Here is a 16559-nt window from a genome sequence, read left to right on the forward strand (position 1 = left end):
CCCGTCGATTTCTGTCGCGGCGGGCGAGATGGCAGAATGAGAGCTATTGCTGCCAAGCGCGCTCACGAGTGACCTGCCGTATGCCGTTCCGTCTTCGTTCCGCCGCCCTTTCGGGCCGCCTGTCTCTCCTCGCGCTGGGCGCCGCGCTGGCGTCCTTTGGCGCCCACGCCGCCGGCCCGGCCCGCGTCGTCACGCTGGGCGGCTCGGTCACCGAGATCGTCTATGCGCTCGGACAGGGCGACCGCCTCGTCGGCGACGACCTCTCCAGCATGTATCCGGAAGCGGCGCAGAAGCTGCCGCGCGTGGGTTATTACCGCGCGGTGCCGGTCGAGGGCGTGGTGGCGCTGCAGCCCGATCTGGTGCTGGCCTCCGAGCAGGCCGGCCCGCCGTCCTCGCTCAAGAAGCTGGCCGATCTGGGCATCAAGGTCGAGACCGTCTCCGACAGCGCCAGCATCGATTCGCTCAAGCAGCGCATCACGCAGGTCGCCGCCGCGCTCGACGCGCGCGCGGAGGGCGAGAAACTCAATCGCGACGTGCAGGCCCGACTCGACGCCGTGGCCCGTCTGCCGGCCGCCAAGGCGCCGGCGCTGCTGTTGCTGGGCAACGGCGGCGTCTACATGGGCGCGGGCGGCGGCACGGCCGCCGACCTGCTGCTGCGCGAGGCCGGCCTCACCAATGTCCTGCACGACCAGAAGAGCTACAAGCCGGTCTCGGCCGAGGCGCTGAGCGCGCTGGCGCCGGCCGTGATCGTGGTGACCCAGACCACCGGCCAGCCGCCCGACGCGGCCGCGTTGCAGGCCCTGCCCGGCGCGGCGGCCACCCCTGCCGGCGCGAGCCAGTGCATCGTGGCGTTCGACCCGCTGCTGGCGCTGGGCGCCGGTCCGCGGCTGCCGGATGCCATCCGCCAGCTGAAGGAAACGCCCTGCGTGGCGGCGCTGGCGGGGCAGGAAACCCGGCGCACCCAATGAGCGCTTCGGCGCGGGCCCGCGGCCCCGCGGTGCTGATCGCGCTGGCGCTGGCCACCGTGGTCGCCGGCCTGCTGGCGGCCGCGAACGGCGCCGTGGACATTCCGCTGTCGCAACTGGCGCGGATCCTCACGAGCGCCGAACTCACCGATCCCGCCGATCGTCTCGCGCGCAACGTGTTCCTCGACATCCGCCTGCCGCGCGTGCTGTTCGCCCTGCTCGCGGGCGCGGGCCTGGCGATCTGCGGCGCCACGATGCAGGCGCTGTTCCGCAATCCGCTCGCCGAGCCGGGGCTGGTCGGCGTGTCGGCCGGCGGCGCGCTGGGCGCCGTCACCGCCATCGTGCTCGGGGCCGGCGGGTTCATGCTGACCGCCGTGGCCGCCTTCTGCGGCAGCCTGGTCACCACCGCGCTGGCTTATGTGCTGGGCCGGCGCGTGCCCGGCGTGGCGGGCCTGCTGCTGGCGGGCATCGCGATCAACGCGGTGGCCGGCAGCCTCATCGGCCTGCTGACCTTCAACGCCAACGACATGCAGCTGCGCAGCCTGACCTTCTGGAGCATGGGCAGCCTGGCCGGCGCCAACGGCGCCATGCTCGCGCTGCTCGCGCCCTGGACCCTGGTCTGGTGCGCGTGGATGCTGACCCAATGGCGCGTGATGAACGCGCTGTTGCTGGGCGAGCGCGAGGCGCTGCACCTGGGCTTCGCGCTGGCCGCCGTGCGCCGGCGCCTGGTGGTCGCCACCGCGCTGGTGGTGGGCCCGCTGGTGGCCGCCACCGGCGGCATTGCCTTCATCGGGCTGGTGATCCCGCATCTGGTGCGCATGACGCTGGGCGCCGACCATCGCTGGCTGTTGCCCGCCTCGGTGCTGGCCGGCGCGCTGGCGCTGGTGCTGGCCGACTGGCTCTCGCGCGTGCTGATCGTGCCGGCCGAATTGCCGATCGGGCTGCTGACCAGCCTGGTGGGCGGCCCCTTCTTCATCTGGCTGCTGGCCGCCGGCAGGGGGCGCGGATGAGCCTCGTCGCCGACCGGATCCACGTCGCGCGCAACGGCCGCGACGTGCTCGCAGACCTCTCGCTCACGATCGCGCCGGGCACGGTCACCGGCCTGCTGGGCGCCAACGGCGCCGGCAAGTCGACCCTGCTGGCCGCGCTGTCGGGCGAGCTGGCGCCGCGCTCGGGCCGGCTCGCGCTCGATGGCGTGGACCTGCAGGATCTCGGCGTGCGGCGCCAGGCGCGGCTGCGCGCCGTGCTGCCGCAGAAGCCCGCCCTGACCTTCGATTTGCAGGTGAGCGAAGTGGTGGCCATGGGCGCGTATCCCTTCCCGGAGCTCGCGCCCGCGGAGGTCGATGCGCTGGTGCACGACGCGCTGGCGCTGGCCGGCGTGTCCGCGCTGGCCGAGCGGCGTTACCTGGCCTTGTCAGGGGGCGAGCAGCAGCGCGTGCAGTTCGCGCGCGTGCTCACGCAATGCCGCGCCGGCCGGCAGGCCGGGCAGGCGCGCTACCTGATGCTCGACGAGCCCATCTCCAATCTCGACCCGCGTCACCAGGGCGAGCTGCTCGCCGTGTCGGCACGGCTGGCGCACGAAGAGGGGATGGGCGTGCTCGTGATCCTGCACGACGTGAATCTCGCGGCGCGCTGGTGCGACCAGCTCGTGCTGCTGGCCGGCGGCCACGTGCACGCGGCCGGCGCGCCGGCCGAGGTGCTCACGCCCGCGCTGCTGCGCGGCGTGTACGACGTGGACGCCGACGTGTTGCCGCATCCGGTGCATCCGGGCCGCCTGCTGGTGCTGTTCCGCTAGCGCGGCCCGCGCCGTCAGAGCATACCGACGCTCGAGAGCGCCGGCGTTTCGGCCAGCCGCAGCGTGATCGCGCGGCAGGCCGCGAGCAGCGGTTCCACGTAGGCCGCCTGCGGATCGGGCTTCTGGCGAAAGCGCAGCGTGCTCACGCTGATGGCGGCCACCGGCTCGCCATTGCGGCCCAGGATGGGCGCGCCGAAGCAATAGATGCCGGCCTCGTTCTCTTCGTCGTCGACCGCCCAGCCGCGCTTGCGCACCTGCTCCAGCTGGCGCCGCAGCGCGGCCAGGTCGCGCACGGTGTTGGCCGTGTGCTGCGTGAACGGTTGCGGCAGCGACTGCAGCGCCGCCTCGCACGCGCTGGCGTCGAGCAGCGCCAGCCAGGCCTTGCCGACCGCGGTGGAGTGCAGCGACACGTTGGTGCCGATGCGCGAGGCCATCTGCACCGCGCTCGGGCTCTCGAGCTTTTCGATATAGACCATGTGCTGCCCGTTGGGCACGGCCAGGTGCACGGTCTCGCCGGTGAGGTCGCGCAGCTGCTTGAGCGCCTCGACCGCGGCCAGCCGGATCTCGGAGCGGCCCCAGCTGCGGCTCGCGAGCTGGATCAGGCGCGGACCCAGGCTCAGGCGCCCCGTGTGCGGGTGTTCGGCCAGAAAGCGTTCGGCCAGCAGCGCCGCCACCAGCCGGTAGACCGTGGGCCGCGGATAGCCGCAGCGGCGCGCCAGCTCGGCCACGGTCATGGGCTCGGCCGTGTCGGCCACCGCCTGCAGGACATGGGTGAACTTCGAGAAGGCGGCGGCGCCGGCGACGGGCGCGGCGGCCGGGGTGGCGGGGGCGGTCTTGGACATGGATTCGGCGGCGTGCGATGCGGACTGGTGAGAAGGGTAGCGCATCGCGCGCCAGGGGCCGAGCCGGGATATCCCGTTCAGGCCACCAGGTAGCCGCCATCCACCGGCAGGATCACGCCCGTCAGGAACGCGGCGGCCGGCGCGCAGAGGAACACGACGCCCTCCGCCACGTCTTCCGGCCGGCCCCAGCGGCCCAGCGGCGTGCGCGCCAGGATCGGGCCGCTGCGCAGCGGGTCGTCCTGCAGCGCCTGCGTGAGCGGCGTGGCGATCCAGCCCGGCGCCACCGCGTTCACGCGGATGCCGTCGGCCGCATAGGCCAGCGCCAACGACTTGGTGAGCTGTGCGACGCCGCCCTTGCTCGCCGCATACGCCGGCACCAGCGAACCGCCGAAGAAGCTCAGCATCGAGGCCGTGTTGACGATGCAGCCGCGCCGCCGGGCCAGGCGCTCGCGCGCCGCGCTGCACACGCGCATCGTGCCCGTGAGGTTGATGGCGAGCACCTGCTCGAACACCTCGGGATCGTGTTCGGCGCCGCGCCGGATGATGCCGGCGCAGTTGACCACGATGTCGAGTTCGTCGAGGCCGCGCAGCATGCCGTCCACGTCGCCGGCCTGGCTCACGTCGCCGAGCCGCACCTCGATGCCGGCGTCCAGCGCGCCCTGGTCGGAGTGCAGGCCGGTGGCGATGGTGCGCGCACCCAGCGCGTGCAGCCGGTTGGCGATGGCCGCGCCGATGCCTTGCGTGGCGCCCGTCACGAGTGCCGTCTTTCCCGCATACAGATCTGCTTGATAGGTCATGAGTGTAGGCAGCAGGGACGGCCCGCGGGCCGCCCGGATGAAGGGAGGGGGGCGTGCCGCGGGGGCACGCCGCGGAGCGCCACGATCACTGCTGGCGCATGCCGAACTTGTCGATCAGGGCCTTGAACATGGCGTTGTCGCGTTGCATGAGCGCCGTGAAGGTGGCCTGGTCGGCCACCACGTAGCCGAGGTTCTGCTCCTTCATGAAGCGCTTGAGCGACTCCTCGCCGGCGGCGGCGCGGAAGGCCTGGCCGAGCTTGTCGAGCACCGGTTGCGGTGTGCCCTTGGGCGCCGCGATGCCGCGCCACGTGCCGATCGACAGATCGATGTTGCGCTCCTTGAGCGTGGGCACGTTCTCGAAGCCGGGCACGCGTTGATCGGCCATCACCGCCAGCGTCTTGAGCTTGCCCGCCTTCACATACTGGATCACCTCGGCCGGGCTCACCGTGACCGCGTCGATGTGGCCGCCCAGCAGCGCCAGCACGGCGGGATTGGCGCCGTTGAAGGGGATGTGATTGAACTTGGCGCCGGTCTTGTCCTCGAGCGCGGTGGCCGCGAGGTGCCAGATCGAGCCGGTGCCGGCGTTGCCCACCTGCAGGCTCTCGGGCTTGGCGCGCGCGGCCGCGAGGAATTCCTCCACGGTGTTGTACGGCGAATTCGCCGGCACCGTGATGGCCGAGGGATCGGCGTTGAGCTGGATGATGGGCGTGAAGCTCTCGTAGGTGGTCTTGGTGAGGTTGAGATGCGGGATGATGACCATCTCGACCGTGATCAGTGCGAGCTTGTAGCCGTCGGGCTTCGCATTGGCGACTTCGGTCAGGCCGATGGCGCCGGTCGCGCCGGGTTTGTTGAGCACCACGACCGCCTGCGGCAGATGGGTGCGCGAGGCATCCGACATCGCGCGCGCCATGGCGTCGGTGCCGCCGCCGGCCGCGAAGGGCACGACCAGTTCGATCGGACGGGTGGGGAAGTTCTGGGCCAGCGCGGCGCCCGCGCCGGCCAGGTTGACGGCACAGCCGAGCAGCGCGGCGCCGAGATAGCGATACAACGCACGATGATTCATTGTGTCTCCGATGGGTTTTTATGGTTCATGCGACTGCCCGGACTGCACTGATCACTGGCTGGCGTAACCCTCCCTGAAACCGCGGCGGCTTGCGGGCTGGCCGCCCTCAGCGGATAAACTGGCGCACGTAGTCTTCGCCCAGGCCGACCTCGGCGAAGTGCTTGCGGCACATCTCGATCTTGGTGAAGACGTCTTCGTAGCCCATGCCCTTGCCCCAGGGGTCGGTGTAGTACATGACGCCGTTGACCTGGAAGTAGGTGATCATTTCCTCGACGTCGGGCGGCACGTAGAGCGTGTGGGTTTCACCCGGCGGCTCGAACACATAACTGCCCTCGACGGCCTCCCAGTCGTGTTCGAGGTAGCGCCAGCGGCCCTTCAGCACGAAGCCGTGCACGGCCTGCGGATGACGGTGGCGGCTCAACACGCCGGACTTGCGCACGCGCAGCAGGTTCATCCAGTAGCCCTGGCTGGCGTTCAGACAGAGCGGGCGGAACCACACGTTCTCGGCCTGCGGCACCCACAGCCGTTCGTCGGTCGGGATCGCCTGCGGGATCACGATTTCCGGCAGGGCGTCGGGCGGGTTCGGATACTGGTAGGGCGTCATCGGCGCGACGTCCGTTTTCTCGATCGGCACTGCGGTCTCCTCGCAACGGTGAATCCGTGTTGTCCACAATACGGACAATATGTCTGATTTATGGACAAGTGTAGCGAGGCGGCGCGCGGCGATAAGCCGGGGCTTACCCTCAGATGCAGTGCAGTAATCGGCGGGGAAGGCAGGACGCGCGCCGCGGCCGGTGGCGCGGCGGGGGGCGAGGGCGGGGGATGGTTGCGCGCGCACGCAACGGGCGGCATGAGGGCGCGCGGGGGCGGCCGCGCGGCGCGGTTTGCGCGGGCGGCCGGGCAAGCTCAGGGAGGGGGCAAGGGGAAACGGTCGGCCGGAAGCGGTCGGCCGGAAGCGGTCGGTGGCGGCCGCGGCAGGTGCCGGGCCATTCGCCGGCCCGGCGCCTGTGTCAGTCCTGCGCGTCGCCCACGTCGAGGTGCGACAGCACCTTGTCGAGCATCTGGCTCAGCGCCTTCTGCTCGCGCTCGGAGAGGCAGCCGAACACGTCTTTGTTGCGCTCTTCCATCACGCCGATGATCTGGCGATAGCGCGTGAGGCCGCGCGCGGTCGGGCTCAGCACGACGCCGCGGCCGTCTTCGGGGCTCACCGACTTGCGCACCAGGCCGGCATCGGTGAGGGCCTGGGCACAGCGGCTGGCCTGGCCCTTGTTGAGGTTGGCGGCGACGGCCAGGTCATTGACCGACAGCGAACCGTAGCGGCCGATGGCGGCAAGACAGCGCGCCTCGCCGATCGGCAGGCGGCAGCGGTCTGCATAGGCCTGTGCGCTGTCGCGGTCGGCGATCTTGTTGACGACGTGAAGACGGTAAGTGAGAAACCGTTCCAGGGCCGGCACTTGGATCTCTTTTTTGGCGTTTTTCTGTGCGGTCATGGTGAAGTACAGGTTGGGGTAGTGATGAGCCGGGATATTGCCACAAGCCAGGCCTGCCGCGTCATCGTGCATGAGGCTGATCTGGTGGCGCGAAACCGTTGGAGCGGGCGTCCCTGAATTAGTTCACTCGACCCATGACGGCGGGCAGCGCGCGGCGTGCTGTCCACAATATGGTGAGCCGCGGGTTTTCCCTGAACCGAGATAGTTGTCCGTACAACTATCTCGCGCAGTGGCCCTCAGCGTTGCGCCGCAAGGGCCGCGTCGGCCGCATCGAATTGGTGCTCGCTGAAAACCTGTACGCCTGCCCCCGCGAGCAAGGCCGCCGTCACGCCCACGCCGGGCACGCGCGTGCCGTCGAACGCGCCGTCATAGATGTAGCCGCTGCCGCACGACGGGCTGCCTTCCTTGAGCACCGCCACCGCGATACCGCGCCGCTGGGCGGCGGCGAGTGCGGCTTGCGCGCCACACACGAAGGGTGCCGTGACGTCGGCGCCGGTGGCGTCGACCACGCGGGCGCGCCCGCCGAGCACGCTGGCGCCGCCCGCGCCTCGCGTGATTTCCGCCGGCGGCCGCGGCGTCGGCATCCCGCCCGCGACCTCCGGACACACCGCCACCACCCGGCCCTCGGCCTGCCAGCGCGCCAGCACGGGATGCACCTGCGGCGCGCCGGTGCCGTTGTAGCGCACCGGTCGGCCCAGCAGGCAGGCGCTCACCAGCACCGGCGCAAGGTCGGAAATATCAGGGACGGGCTCGCTGGGCGCTTCGGCAGTTTGGGACGGATTCATGGGCATGCGTGACGTCTGGCGGCGCGTGCGCGCGACGCCAAGGCCGCAGGATAACGCGGCGGCCGCGCCGCGATCAAAACCGGTCTTACACTGCCGCTTTCGCCGGGAGTCCGCCATGTCTTGCGCCGTGATCGTCATCGATGTCCAGGAAGGCCTGTTTGCCACCGAGCCCGCGCCGGCCGACGCCGCCGCGACACTGGCGCGCATCAATGCGCTGACCGCGCGCGCACGTGCCGCCGGCGTGCCCGTGGCGCTGGTCCAGCACCAGAGCAAGAGCGGCGACCTCGCCGCGGAAGCGCCGGGCCATGCGCTCTACCGCGACCTGGAGGTGGCGCCCGGCGATGCGCGCATCCGCAAGACCACGCCCGATGCGTTCCAGCAAACGGAACTGGCGGACTGGCTGGCCGAGCGGGGCGTCACGCAGCTGATCGTGTGCGGCTACGCCTCCGAGTTCTGCGTCGACACCACCGTGCGGCGCGCGGCCGCGCTCGGCTATCCGGTCACGCTGGCCGCCGATGCGCACACCACCCACGACAAGCCGCACGCCACGGGCGCGCAGATCCGCGCGCACCACAACGCCACCCTGTCTTCGATCACGAGCTTCGGGCCGCGCATCGTCGCGCTGCCGGCGGCCGACATCGTGCTGGGCGCGCCGGCCGCCGCCTGAGCCGGCGCCGCGCGCGGAATTCGAGCGCAAGAGCCGGGAGGCCGGCGCGGCGGGGCGGCGGTAGACTGGCCGCATGACCCTGCAAGCTCGCCTCGACCTCGATCCCGTCGCCCGCGGCGCCGGTGCGGCCGGCGCGGCGGACCCCGTCGCGCGGCTCGCCGCGGCCGACTGGCCCGGCCTGCTGGCCGAACTCGATGCCCACGGCCGCGCCATCGTGCCGCGCCTGTTCAGCCCCGCCGAGTGCGCGCGCTGGGCGGCGGGCTACGACCACGCCGCGCAGTTTCGCAGCCGCGTCGTGATGAGCCGGCACGGCTTCGGCCGCGGCGAGTATCAGTATTACGCCTATCCCCTGCCCGACCCCTTGCCTGCGCTGCGCGCGCTGCTGTACGAACGGCTCGTGCCGCTGGCCGGGCAGTGGCGCCAGCGCCTGAAAGAGGGCGGCGCCGCGCTGCCCGCCACGCATGCCGAGTTTCTCGCGCGCTGCCACGAGGCCGGACAGCGCCGGCCCACCGCGCTGCTGCTGCAATACGGCGCGGGCGACTACAACTGCCTGCACCAGGATCTGTACGGCGATCTCGTGTTTCCGCTGCAGATGGCCGTGCTGCTGTCGGCGCCGGGCCGGGATTTCGAGGGCGGCGAGTTCGTCATGACGGAGCAGCGCAGCGGCCATCCGGCCTGTGCCGAGGTGATGCCGCTGGCGCAGGGCGACGCGCTGATCTTCGCGGTGCATGACCGGCCCGCGCGCGGGGCACGCGGCTGGCAACGCCGTACACTGCGTCATGGGGTCGCCGAACTGCGGCGCGGCACGCGCCACACGCTCGGGGTGATCCTTCACGACGCCCGCTGACATCATGACCTTCGATCTGTTCGAGTCCACTCTCTCCGGCGTGACCGAGCCGCTCGGCCCGCGCGCCTGCATCCTGCGCGGCTTCGCGCTGCCCTTCATCGACCGGGTGCTGCCCGAGCTCGAGCAGGTGCGCGCGGCGGCGCCGTTCCGTCATCTCGTCACGCCCAGCGGCCACACCATGTCGGTGGCCATGACCAACTGCGGCAGGCTGGGCTGGGTCAGCGACGAGCACGGCTATCGCTACAGCGCGCGCGATCCGCTGTCCGGCCGGCCCTGGCCCGCGCTGCCCGCGGCCATGCTGGCGCTCGCCCGCGCGGCCGCCGCGGCCTGTGACTTCCCCGACTACGAGCCCGACGCCTGCCTGGTCAATCAATACCTGCCGGGCAGCCGGCTCACGCTGCACCAGGATCGCAACGAGCGCGACCTGGAGGCGCCCATCGTGTCGGTGTCGCTCGGCCTGCCCGCCACCTTTCAGTTCGGCGGCCTCAAGCGCAGCGACCCGGTGACGCGCGTGGGGCTGTGGCACGGCGACGTGGCCGTGTGGGGCGGCGTCGACCGCATGCGTTTCCACGGCATCAATACCTTGAAGGACGGTCATCACGTGCTGCTGGGCCGGCAGCGCCTGAATTTCACGTTCCGCGTGGTGCTCGACCGGGCCCGCCGGATTCAAGCGCAAGAGGCGGAGTGAAGGCGGCCGCGCGCCGCCCTAGGATGCAAGCATGGCAACCCGCAAAGGCATCACCATGAGACTCTCCCACCCCACCTCGCCCGCCACCCTCGATCCGCGCTGGGCCGCCGTGGTGGCGCGCGACCCGGCGGCCGACGGCCAGTTCGTCTATGCCGTGCGGACCACCGGCGTGTACGGCCGCCCCAGCAGCGCGGCGCGGCTGCCGCGGCCCGAAAACGTGGAGTTCTTCGACAGCGCGGCCGAGGCCGAGGCGGCCGGCTACCGGCCCAGCCGTCACGTCGCGGCCGACCAGACGCAGGTGGGCCACCAGCACGCCGACGTGGTGGCGCGCGTGTGCCGCCTGATCGATGCCAGCGACGAGGTGCCGCCGCTGGCCCGGCTGGCCGAGCGTGCCGGCATGAGCCCCTACCATTTCCATCGCGTGTTCAAGGCGGTGACCGGCGTGACGCCCAAGGCCTACGCGGAGGCGCAGCGAGCGCGCCGGGTGCGCGAGCATCTGGCCGCCGACGCGCAGGCCGCCGGCTCGGTCACCGATGCGATCTACGCCAGCGGCTTCAATTCCAACAGCCGCTTCTACGCCAACTCGCGCCAGATGCTGGGCATGACGCCGCGCGACTACAAGGCCGGCGGCGCGAACCAGGAGATCCGTTTCGCGGTGGCGCAGTGTTCGCTCGGCGCCATCCTGGTGGCGCGCAGCGACGCCGGCATCTGCGCGATCCAGCTCGACGACGATCCCGACGCCCTGGTGCGCGCGCTGCAGGATCGCTTTCCGCGCGCCGAGCTGATCGGCGCCGACGCGGCGTTCGAGGCGCTGGTGGCGCAGGTGATCGGCCTGGTCGAGGCCCCCGCGCTGGGCGCCACGCTGCCGCTGGACGTGCGCGGCACCGCGTTCCAGGAGCGTGTCTGGCGCGCGTTGCGCGAGATTCCCGTGGGGCAGACCGCCACCTATGCCGACATCGCGCGGCGCATCGGCTCGCCGGGCGCGGTGCGGGCGGTGGCGCAGGCCTGCGGCGCCAATCCGGTGGCGGTGGCGATCCCCTGCCACCGCGTGGTGCGCACCGACGGCGGCCTGTCGGGCTATCGCTGGGGCGTGGCGCGCAAGCAGGAGCTGCTGCGCCGCGAGGGCGCCTGGCCGGCGGGGGCCGACCGTGGCGAGTGATGCGTCCGGCCTGCACGCCGGCCTGGACGCGCGCGGCTTTGCGGTCTGGCGCGGCGCGTTCGATGGCGGCGCGTGCGACGCCATGGCGCGCCAGGCCGCGGGCCAGGCCATGCCGGCCGTGTTGCCGCCTGCCTGGCGCGCGCGCTTCGATGGCGTGCGCGACACGCTCGCTGCGCTGGCCGCGCGCTGGCGCGGCGCGCAGGCCGATCCGGGTCTGGCGCTGGACGCCTGGGTCCGCGCCGTGGACGCGGAGCAGGACGCGCCGCTGGTGACGAGCGGCGATGCCGACGCCGGCTTCGGCCTGCTCCTGGTGGTGCTGTTGAACCGACCCGGCGTCGATTTCGATGGCGGCGAGCTGGTGCTGGCCGAGCAGCGCCCGCGCATGCAGACGCGCCCGCACGTGGTGCCGCTGCGGCAGGGGGATCTGGCCGTGATCGCGGCGGCGGGGCGGCCGGTGCAGGGCGCGCGCGGCCCCTATCGGGTGACCGCGCGGCACGGCGTGGCGCGAGTGCGGGGCGGCACGCGGATCGCGTTGATGGCGGGCTGGCCGTTGGCGCGCGTACACGTTTGAGCGGACCGCGCGCCGCCAAGGTGCGCATAGCGGTGGTGAAGTGGGGCGGTTCGGTATATCTTCCCAACAACACGTCCCCGAGTCCCGCACCCTGCATGTTCACCGCCAGCAGCACCTACAGCATGCCGACCTGGCGTTTCACCCGTTGGCTCGTGCACGCGGGCGATGATGTTCCCCAGGACATACGCGTGGCGCTCGTCGGCGGCCTGTTCGGCACGATGCCGATCTTCCTGGGCGGCGTGATCAACAGCCTGATGATCGCCAGCATCATCGCCTGGCGCATTCCCGAGGCGCCCTTCATCGCCTGGGTCGTCTTCGAATTCCTCTGTTGCCTGGTGCGGGGCGTGGTGCTGTACCTGGCGCGGCGCAACGCGCTGATCGGCGCCAGCACCCATACCGACTTCTACATGGTGCTCACCCTGCTGTGGGCCGCGAGCGTGGGCTATGGCACGGTGATCAGCGCGGCCAGCGGCGACTGGGTCGCGATCGTGCTGGCCTGCCTGTCGGCCGCCGCGATGGTGGGCGGTATTTGCGTGCGCAACTTTGCCGCGCCGCGCCTGCTGGCGGTCATGATCGTAATTAGCCTGGGGCCTTGCATGACGGTGCCGCTGTTTGCGCACGAGCCCGCGCTGTGGGTGATCTGCCTGCAGCTGCCGCTGTTCCTGCTGAGCATGACGGCCGCGTCATACCGCCTGAACGCCATGCTGGTCACCACCATGCGCGCGGAGCGCGACAATCACCGGCTCGCGCGCCAGGATTCGCTCACCGGCCTGCTCAACCGCTTCGGCCTGGGCGGCGAGCTCGCGCAGGCGATGCGGCGCGCGCGCGAAGAGGGCGCGCACTACACGCTGCTGTATCTCGATCTGGATGGATTCAAGTCGGTCAACGACACCTACGGTCACGCGTCGGGCGACCGGCTGCTGCGCGAGGTGGGCTTGCGGTTGACCGAGCTGGCGCCGTCGGACGCGTCGATCGCGCGCATCGGCGGCGATGAATTCGTGCTGCTGCTGCCGGAGGTGGACGGCTGGCGGGCGGCCCAATTGGCCGACCGGCTGATCCAGCGCGTGGCGCAGCCGTTCGACCTCGGGCCCGACCATGACGTGCGCGTGGGGGGCAGCGTGGGCATTGCCCTGATCCCCCGCCACGGCCACGACATGGCCGAAATTCTCAAGGCGGCCGACCGTGCGCTCTACCTCGCCAAATCGGCGGGGAAATCGCGCATGGCCATGGCCGATTGAGCGCGCAACCGGCTCAGTGCCAGAACAGCGCGATCAGGATGATGATGGGGATAGGTACGCCGAGCAACCAAAGCAGAATGGAGCGCATCTTGGATCTCCTCTTTTGAATTAAGGGTGATCCTCCAGTAGCAACTGGCGTGCCCGGGGGCCGCGCGACTTGACGCCGCCGGCCCGATTCGGAATCATCGTTGCCTTGTCGAACAATAGGGAGCGGGCGCGCAATGGTTGCCGAGATCTTGGAGTTGTTCAAAGTGGTGGGCCTGGGCCTGGCGCTCATGCTGCCGCTGGCCAACCCCCTGACCTCGATGACGCTGCTGCTGTCGCTGGGCGCGCACATCCCCTATCGCGAGCGCCAGCGCCAGATCACGCAGGCCGCGATCTATGTGGTGGCCATCATGCTGGTCACATACTACGCCGGCACGCTGATCATGCAGACCTTCGGCATCTCGATCCCGGGCCTGCGCATCGCGGGCGGCCTGATCGTGGCCTTCATCGGCTTCACCATGCTGTTTCCCACCAGCACCGCCGAATCGATGCCCGAGGCCGAGAAGACCTCCGCCGCGATCGAGGCCAAGGCCGCGCCCAACATCGCCTTCGTGCCGCTGGCCCTGCCGGGCACCGCCGGCCCGGGCACCATCGCGATGATCGTGAGCGCCACCTCGTCGGTGGACTCCTCGCTCGGTCCGGTCACGCCGTGGGTGCTGGCGGTCTCGCCGATCATCGTGTTCGCGTTGCTGGGCCTGATCTTCTGGGTCTGCCTGCGCTCGGCCGGCCGCATCGTCAACTGGATCGGCAACGGCGGGGTCGAGGCCGTCTCGCGCGTGATGGGCTTTCTCCTGGTGTGCATGGGCGTGCAGTTCGTCATCAACGGCGTGTTCGAGCTGATCCAGCATGGCGCGCCCTGAGCCCGGCCGCGCGTGGCGCGTGGCGCGCGGCGCCGGCATCGCGCTGGCGCTGGCCGCGCTGCTGGTCACGCTGCTGTGGGGCGTGGGCGCCCTGTATTTCCAGCTGCGCCTGCCCTCGGCCCTCACGGCGTTGCTGATCCTGGCCTGGGGCGTCGTGTGCGTGGCGGCCGGCGTGGCGCTGCTGGGCCGCACGCGCCACTGGCGCATCGCGCTGGGCGTCTATCTCGCGGCCATGCTGGCGCTGGTGCTGTGGTGGACCTCGCTGGCGCCCTCCAACGAGCGCGACTGGGCCGCCGACGTGGCGCAGATGACGCAGGGCCAGGTGCAGGGCTCGCAGGTCACGCTGCAGAACGTGCGCAACTTCACCTGGCGTTCCGAAACCGACTTCGACCCGCGCTGGGAAACGCGCCACTACGACCTCGACCGGCTGCGCACGGTCGACCTGTTCATGTCGTATTGGGGCAGCGCGGCGATCGCGCACACCCTGGTGTCGTTCGGCTTCGACGACGGCCAGCGCGTGGTGTTCTCGGTCGAGATCCGCAAGGAGCGCCGCGAAAGCTTCTCCGAGCTGGGCGGCTTCTTCAAGGAATTCGAAATGAGCGTGATCGCGGCCGACGAGCGCGACATCATCGGCACCCGCACCTATGCTCGCGGCGAAGACGTGCACCTCTATCCGATCCGCATGCCGCGCGAGGCCATGCGCGCGCTGTTCGTGTCGTACGTCGAAACGGCCAACGCGCTGGCCGTCGCGCCGCGCTTCTATCACACGGTCACGGCGAACTGCACCACCATCATCTACCGCATGGTGCGCGCCATCGTGCCCGTGCCTGCCGATCCGCGCATCCTGTTGTCGGGCTATCTGCCCGGCTACCTGTACAAGATCGGCGCCCTCGACAAGCGCCTGCCCCTGCAGACCTGGCGCGACTGGTCCGCCATTGGCGAACGCGCCCGCGAGGCGCGCGCGCAGGGCCGCGATTTCTCGACCGCCATCCGGGCCGGCCAGCCCCTGCCCGAGCCCGGTCTCCCCGGGGCGCCATGAGCCCGTCGTCCGCCTCGGCTACACTTGGCGCCGTTTTTTCGCCTTACCCGGTTTTCCCATGACTTCCCTTGCCTGCGGCGTCGACTTCGGCACCTCCAACTCCACCGTCGGTCTGTTCCGGCCCGGCCAGCCCAGCCTGCTCACGCTGGAAGACGGCAAGGGCACGCTGCCCTCCGCGATCTTCTTCCACGACGATGACGATGACGTGAGCTACGGCCGCGCGGCGATCGCCGACTACGTGTCCGGCTACGACGGCCGCCTCATGCGCGCCATGAAGAGCCTGCTCGGCAGCTCCCTGATGGAAGGCTCGACCGAAGTGCAGGGCCGGTCGGTGCCGTTTCGCGTGCTGCTCACGCGCTTCATCGCCGAGCTCAAGCGCCGCGCCGAGCAATCCTGTGGCCAGCCGCTGACGCAGGCGGTGTTCGGCCGTCCGGTCTTCTTCGTCGACGACAGCCCGGCCGCCGACAAGCTGGCGCAGGACACGCTGGGCGAGATCGCGCGCGACGTGGGCTTCGCCAACGTGGAATTCCAGTTCGAGCCGATCGCGGCGGCGTTCGACTACGAATCGCAGATCGACCGTGAGGAGCTGGTGCTGGTGGTCGACATCGGCGGCGGTACCTCCGACTTCACGCTGATCCGCCTCGGGCCCGAGCGCGCGGGCCGCGCCGACCGGCGCGACGACATCCTGGCGCATGGCGGCGTGCACATCGGCGGCACCGACTTCGACAAGCAGCTCAGCCTGGCGCACGTGATGCCGCTGTTCGGCCTGGGCAGCCAGCTGCGCAGCGGCAAGGACGTGCCCAGCACGCAATACATCAACCTGGCCTGCTGGCACACCATCAACCAGGCCTACACCAAGAAGGCCGCCGAGAATTTCGCCTTCATCCGCGCCCAGACCGCCGAGCCCGCGCGCATCGCGCTGCTCGACGAGATGGTGAAGCAGCGCGCCGGCCACTGGGTGGCGATCCAGGTCGAGGACGCCAAGATCGCGCTGTCCGAAGACCCGTCCACCCACATCTCGCTCGATCGCATCGCGCCGGCGCTCGGCACCGACGTGGCGCGGCCGGATTTCGACCAGGCCATCGGCGGGCTGATCGGTCGCGTCGAGCGCACCGTGACCGATCTCATCGCGACCGCGGGCGTCACGGCCGACGCGGTCGACACCGTGTTCTTCACCGGCGGTTCGAGCCGCGTGCCGCTGCTGCGCGAGAGCGTGAGCGCCCTCGTGCCCGCCGCACGCAGCGTGGAAGGCGATCTGTTCGGCAGCATCGGCGCGGGCCTGGCGCTCGACGCAAAGCGCCGCTTCGCCTGAGCCCGCGCGGCTATTGCGGCCGGCCCGGCTCGACCAGGGGTTGCGCGGTGGACGGCGTGCCGCAGTAGTCGGAGACGGCCTCGGGTCCGGCCGGCAGGCCGCGCGAGCGCGCGAGCTCCCAGGGCCGCACGCATTGCGCGAGGCGATCGCACCAGGCAAAACCTGCCGACGGTTTGCAGCCGTGGCCGTCGAGATCCGCGCCCGGCATGGGCTGCGGCGGTGGCCCGCCGGGCGGGCCCTGGTTGGCACAGGCGCCCAGCAGCAGCGCCAGCGCGCTGGCGGCCATCCACGATTTCTTCATGTCGTTCTCCCCGGCGCGCCGGTCGGCCCGGCCGCTTCCAGCCCAGTATCTGCCATCGCCCGGTCGCGCGCAGGGCCTGATATGTGTCGCGTTGT

At 71.0% G+C, this 16559-nt stretch carries 19 protein-coding genes; 12 read left to right on the forward strand and 7 right to left on the reverse strand.

Going from position 1 to position 16559, the window contains the following annotated elements:
• Positions 1 to 80 precede the first annotated feature (80 nt).
• The 3 genes from CEG14_RS01835 to CEG14_RS01845 are packed head-to-tail and all read left to right on the forward strand — an operon-like array spanning position 81 to position 2760.
• Positions 81 to 968: a heme/hemin ABC transporter substrate-binding protein gene (locus CEG14_RS01835; protein WP_094824648.1), complete on the forward strand. Its 888-nt coding sequence runs from the start codon at positions 81 to 83 to the stop codon at positions 966 to 968.
• On the forward strand, positions 965 to 1975 hold the full coding sequence (locus CEG14_RS01840) for a FecCD family ABC transporter permease (protein ID WP_094824649.1): 1011 nt from the start codon (positions 965 to 967) through the stop codon (positions 1973 to 1975). The genes CEG14_RS01835 and CEG14_RS01840 overlap by 4 nt, the downstream gene beginning before the upstream one ends.
• Positions 1972 to 2760 (forward strand): heme ABC transporter ATP-binding protein, encoded by a 789-nt coding sequence (locus CEG14_RS01845; RefSeq protein WP_094824650.1) that lies wholly within the window; start codon positions 1972 to 1974, stop codon positions 2758 to 2760. Before CEG14_RS01840 ends, CEG14_RS01845 begins: the two co-directional genes overlap by 4 nt.
• 14 nt (positions 2761 to 2774) lie before the next feature.
• Here the strand turns inward: CEG14_RS01845 and CEG14_RS01850 are convergent, their stop codons facing one another.
• The 6 genes from CEG14_RS01850 to CEG14_RS01875 form a co-directional block, all read right to left on the reverse strand.
• Positions 2775 to 3602 (reverse strand): IclR family transcriptional regulator, encoded by an 828-nt coding sequence (locus CEG14_RS01850; RefSeq protein ID WP_094824651.1) that lies wholly within the window; start codon positions 3600 to 3602, stop codon positions 2775 to 2777.
• Positions 3603 to 3679: 77 nt separating this feature from the next.
• Positions 3680 to 4399: an SDR family NAD(P)-dependent oxidoreductase gene (locus CEG14_RS01855; protein WP_094824652.1), complete on the reverse strand. Its 720-nt coding sequence runs from the start codon at positions 4397 to 4399 to the stop codon at positions 3680 to 3682.
• 85 nt (positions 4400 to 4484) lie between these two features.
• A complete protein-coding gene (locus tag CEG14_RS01860; protein ID WP_094824653.1) occupies positions 4485 to 5462 on the reverse strand; it encodes a tripartite tricarboxylate transporter substrate binding protein in 978 nt (325 codons plus the stop codon).
• 106 nt (positions 5463 to 5568) lie between these two features.
• A complete protein-coding gene (locus CEG14_RS01865; protein WP_176461377.1) occupies positions 5569 to 6066 on the reverse strand; it encodes a 2,4'-dihydroxyacetophenone dioxygenase family protein in 498 nt (165 codons plus the stop codon).
• 406 nt (positions 6067 to 6472) lie between these two features.
• On the reverse strand, positions 6473 to 6952 hold the full coding sequence (locus CEG14_RS01870) for a MarR family winged helix-turn-helix transcriptional regulator (RefSeq protein WP_094824655.1): 480 nt from the start codon (positions 6950 to 6952) through the stop codon (positions 6473 to 6475).
• Positions 6953 to 7188: 236 nt separating this feature from the next.
• The gene (locus CEG14_RS01875; protein ID WP_094824656.1) at positions 7189 to 7737 is read right to left on the reverse strand and encodes a DUF523 domain-containing protein; all 549 of its coding nucleotides are present in this window, start codon (positions 7735 to 7737) and stop codon (positions 7189 to 7191) included.
• Positions 7738 to 7852: 115 nt separating this feature from the next.
• Here CEG14_RS01875 and CEG14_RS01880 point away from each other — a divergent pair, with 115 nt between their 5' ends.
• The 9 genes from CEG14_RS01880 to CEG14_RS01920 all read left to right on the forward strand — a co-directional run bounded on the left by CEG14_RS01880 (position 7853) and on the right by CEG14_RS01920 (position 16163).
• A complete protein-coding gene (locus CEG14_RS01880) occupies positions 7853 to 8404 on the forward strand; it encodes a cysteine hydrolase family protein (protein WP_094824657.1) in 552 nt (183 codons plus the stop codon).
• 73 nt (positions 8405 to 8477) lie between these two features.
• Positions 8478 to 9251 (forward strand): 2OG-Fe(II) oxygenase, encoded by a 774-nt coding sequence (locus tag CEG14_RS01885; RefSeq protein WP_094824658.1) that lies wholly within the window; start codon positions 8478 to 8480, stop codon positions 9249 to 9251.
• Positions 9252 to 9255: 4 nt separating this feature from the next.
• A complete protein-coding gene (alkB, locus tag CEG14_RS01890) occupies positions 9256 to 9939 on the forward strand; it encodes a DNA oxidative demethylase AlkB (protein WP_094824659.1) in 684 nt (227 codons plus the stop codon).
• 31 nt (positions 9940 to 9970) lie between these two features.
• Positions 9971 to 11098 (forward strand): bifunctional DNA-binding transcriptional regulator/O6-methylguanine-DNA methyltransferase Ada, encoded by a 1128-nt coding sequence (ada, locus tag CEG14_RS01895; protein ID WP_256985555.1) that lies wholly within the window; start codon positions 9971 to 9973, stop codon positions 11096 to 11098.
• Positions 11088 to 11669, forward strand: coding sequence for a 2OG-Fe(II) oxygenase (locus tag CEG14_RS01900; RefSeq protein ID WP_256985556.1), 582 nt, complete (start codon positions 11088 to 11090; stop codon positions 11667 to 11669). Before ada ends, CEG14_RS01900 begins: the two co-directional genes overlap by 11 nt.
• Positions 11670 to 11764: 95 nt before the next feature.
• A complete protein-coding gene (locus tag CEG14_RS01905) occupies positions 11765 to 12907 on the forward strand; it encodes a GGDEF domain-containing protein (protein WP_094824660.1) in 1143 nt (380 codons plus the stop codon).
• Between the two features lie 221 nt (positions 12908 to 13128).
• A complete protein-coding gene (locus CEG14_RS01910) occupies positions 13129 to 13812 on the forward strand; it encodes a MarC family NAAT transporter (RefSeq protein ID WP_094824661.1) in 684 nt (227 codons plus the stop codon).
• Entirely contained in the window at positions 13799 to 14851 is a 1053-nt protein-coding gene (locus CEG14_RS01915) for an Lnb N-terminal periplasmic domain-containing protein (protein WP_094824662.1), read from the forward strand. The genes CEG14_RS01910 and CEG14_RS01915 overlap by 14 nt, the downstream gene beginning before the upstream one ends.
• 58 nt (positions 14852 to 14909) lie before the next feature.
• The gene (locus tag CEG14_RS01920) at positions 14910 to 16163 is read left to right on the forward strand and encodes an Hsp70 family protein (protein WP_094824663.1); all 1254 of its coding nucleotides are present in this window, start codon (positions 14910 to 14912) and stop codon (positions 16161 to 16163) included.
• Positions 16164 to 16173: 10 nt separating this feature from the next.
• On the opposite strand, the gene CEG14_RS01925 is transcribed toward CEG14_RS01920, so the two are convergent.
• The gene (locus tag CEG14_RS01925; protein ID WP_256985557.1) at positions 16174 to 16464 is read right to left on the reverse strand and encodes a hypothetical protein; all 291 of its coding nucleotides are present in this window, start codon (positions 16462 to 16464) and stop codon (positions 16174 to 16176) included.
• Positions 16465 to 16559: the final 95 nt, after the last annotated feature.

It is taken from the genome of Bordetella genomosp. 1 (assembly GCF_002261335.1).
GTDB lineage: Bacteria > Pseudomonadota > Gammaproteobacteria > Burkholderiales > Burkholderiaceae_B > Bordetella.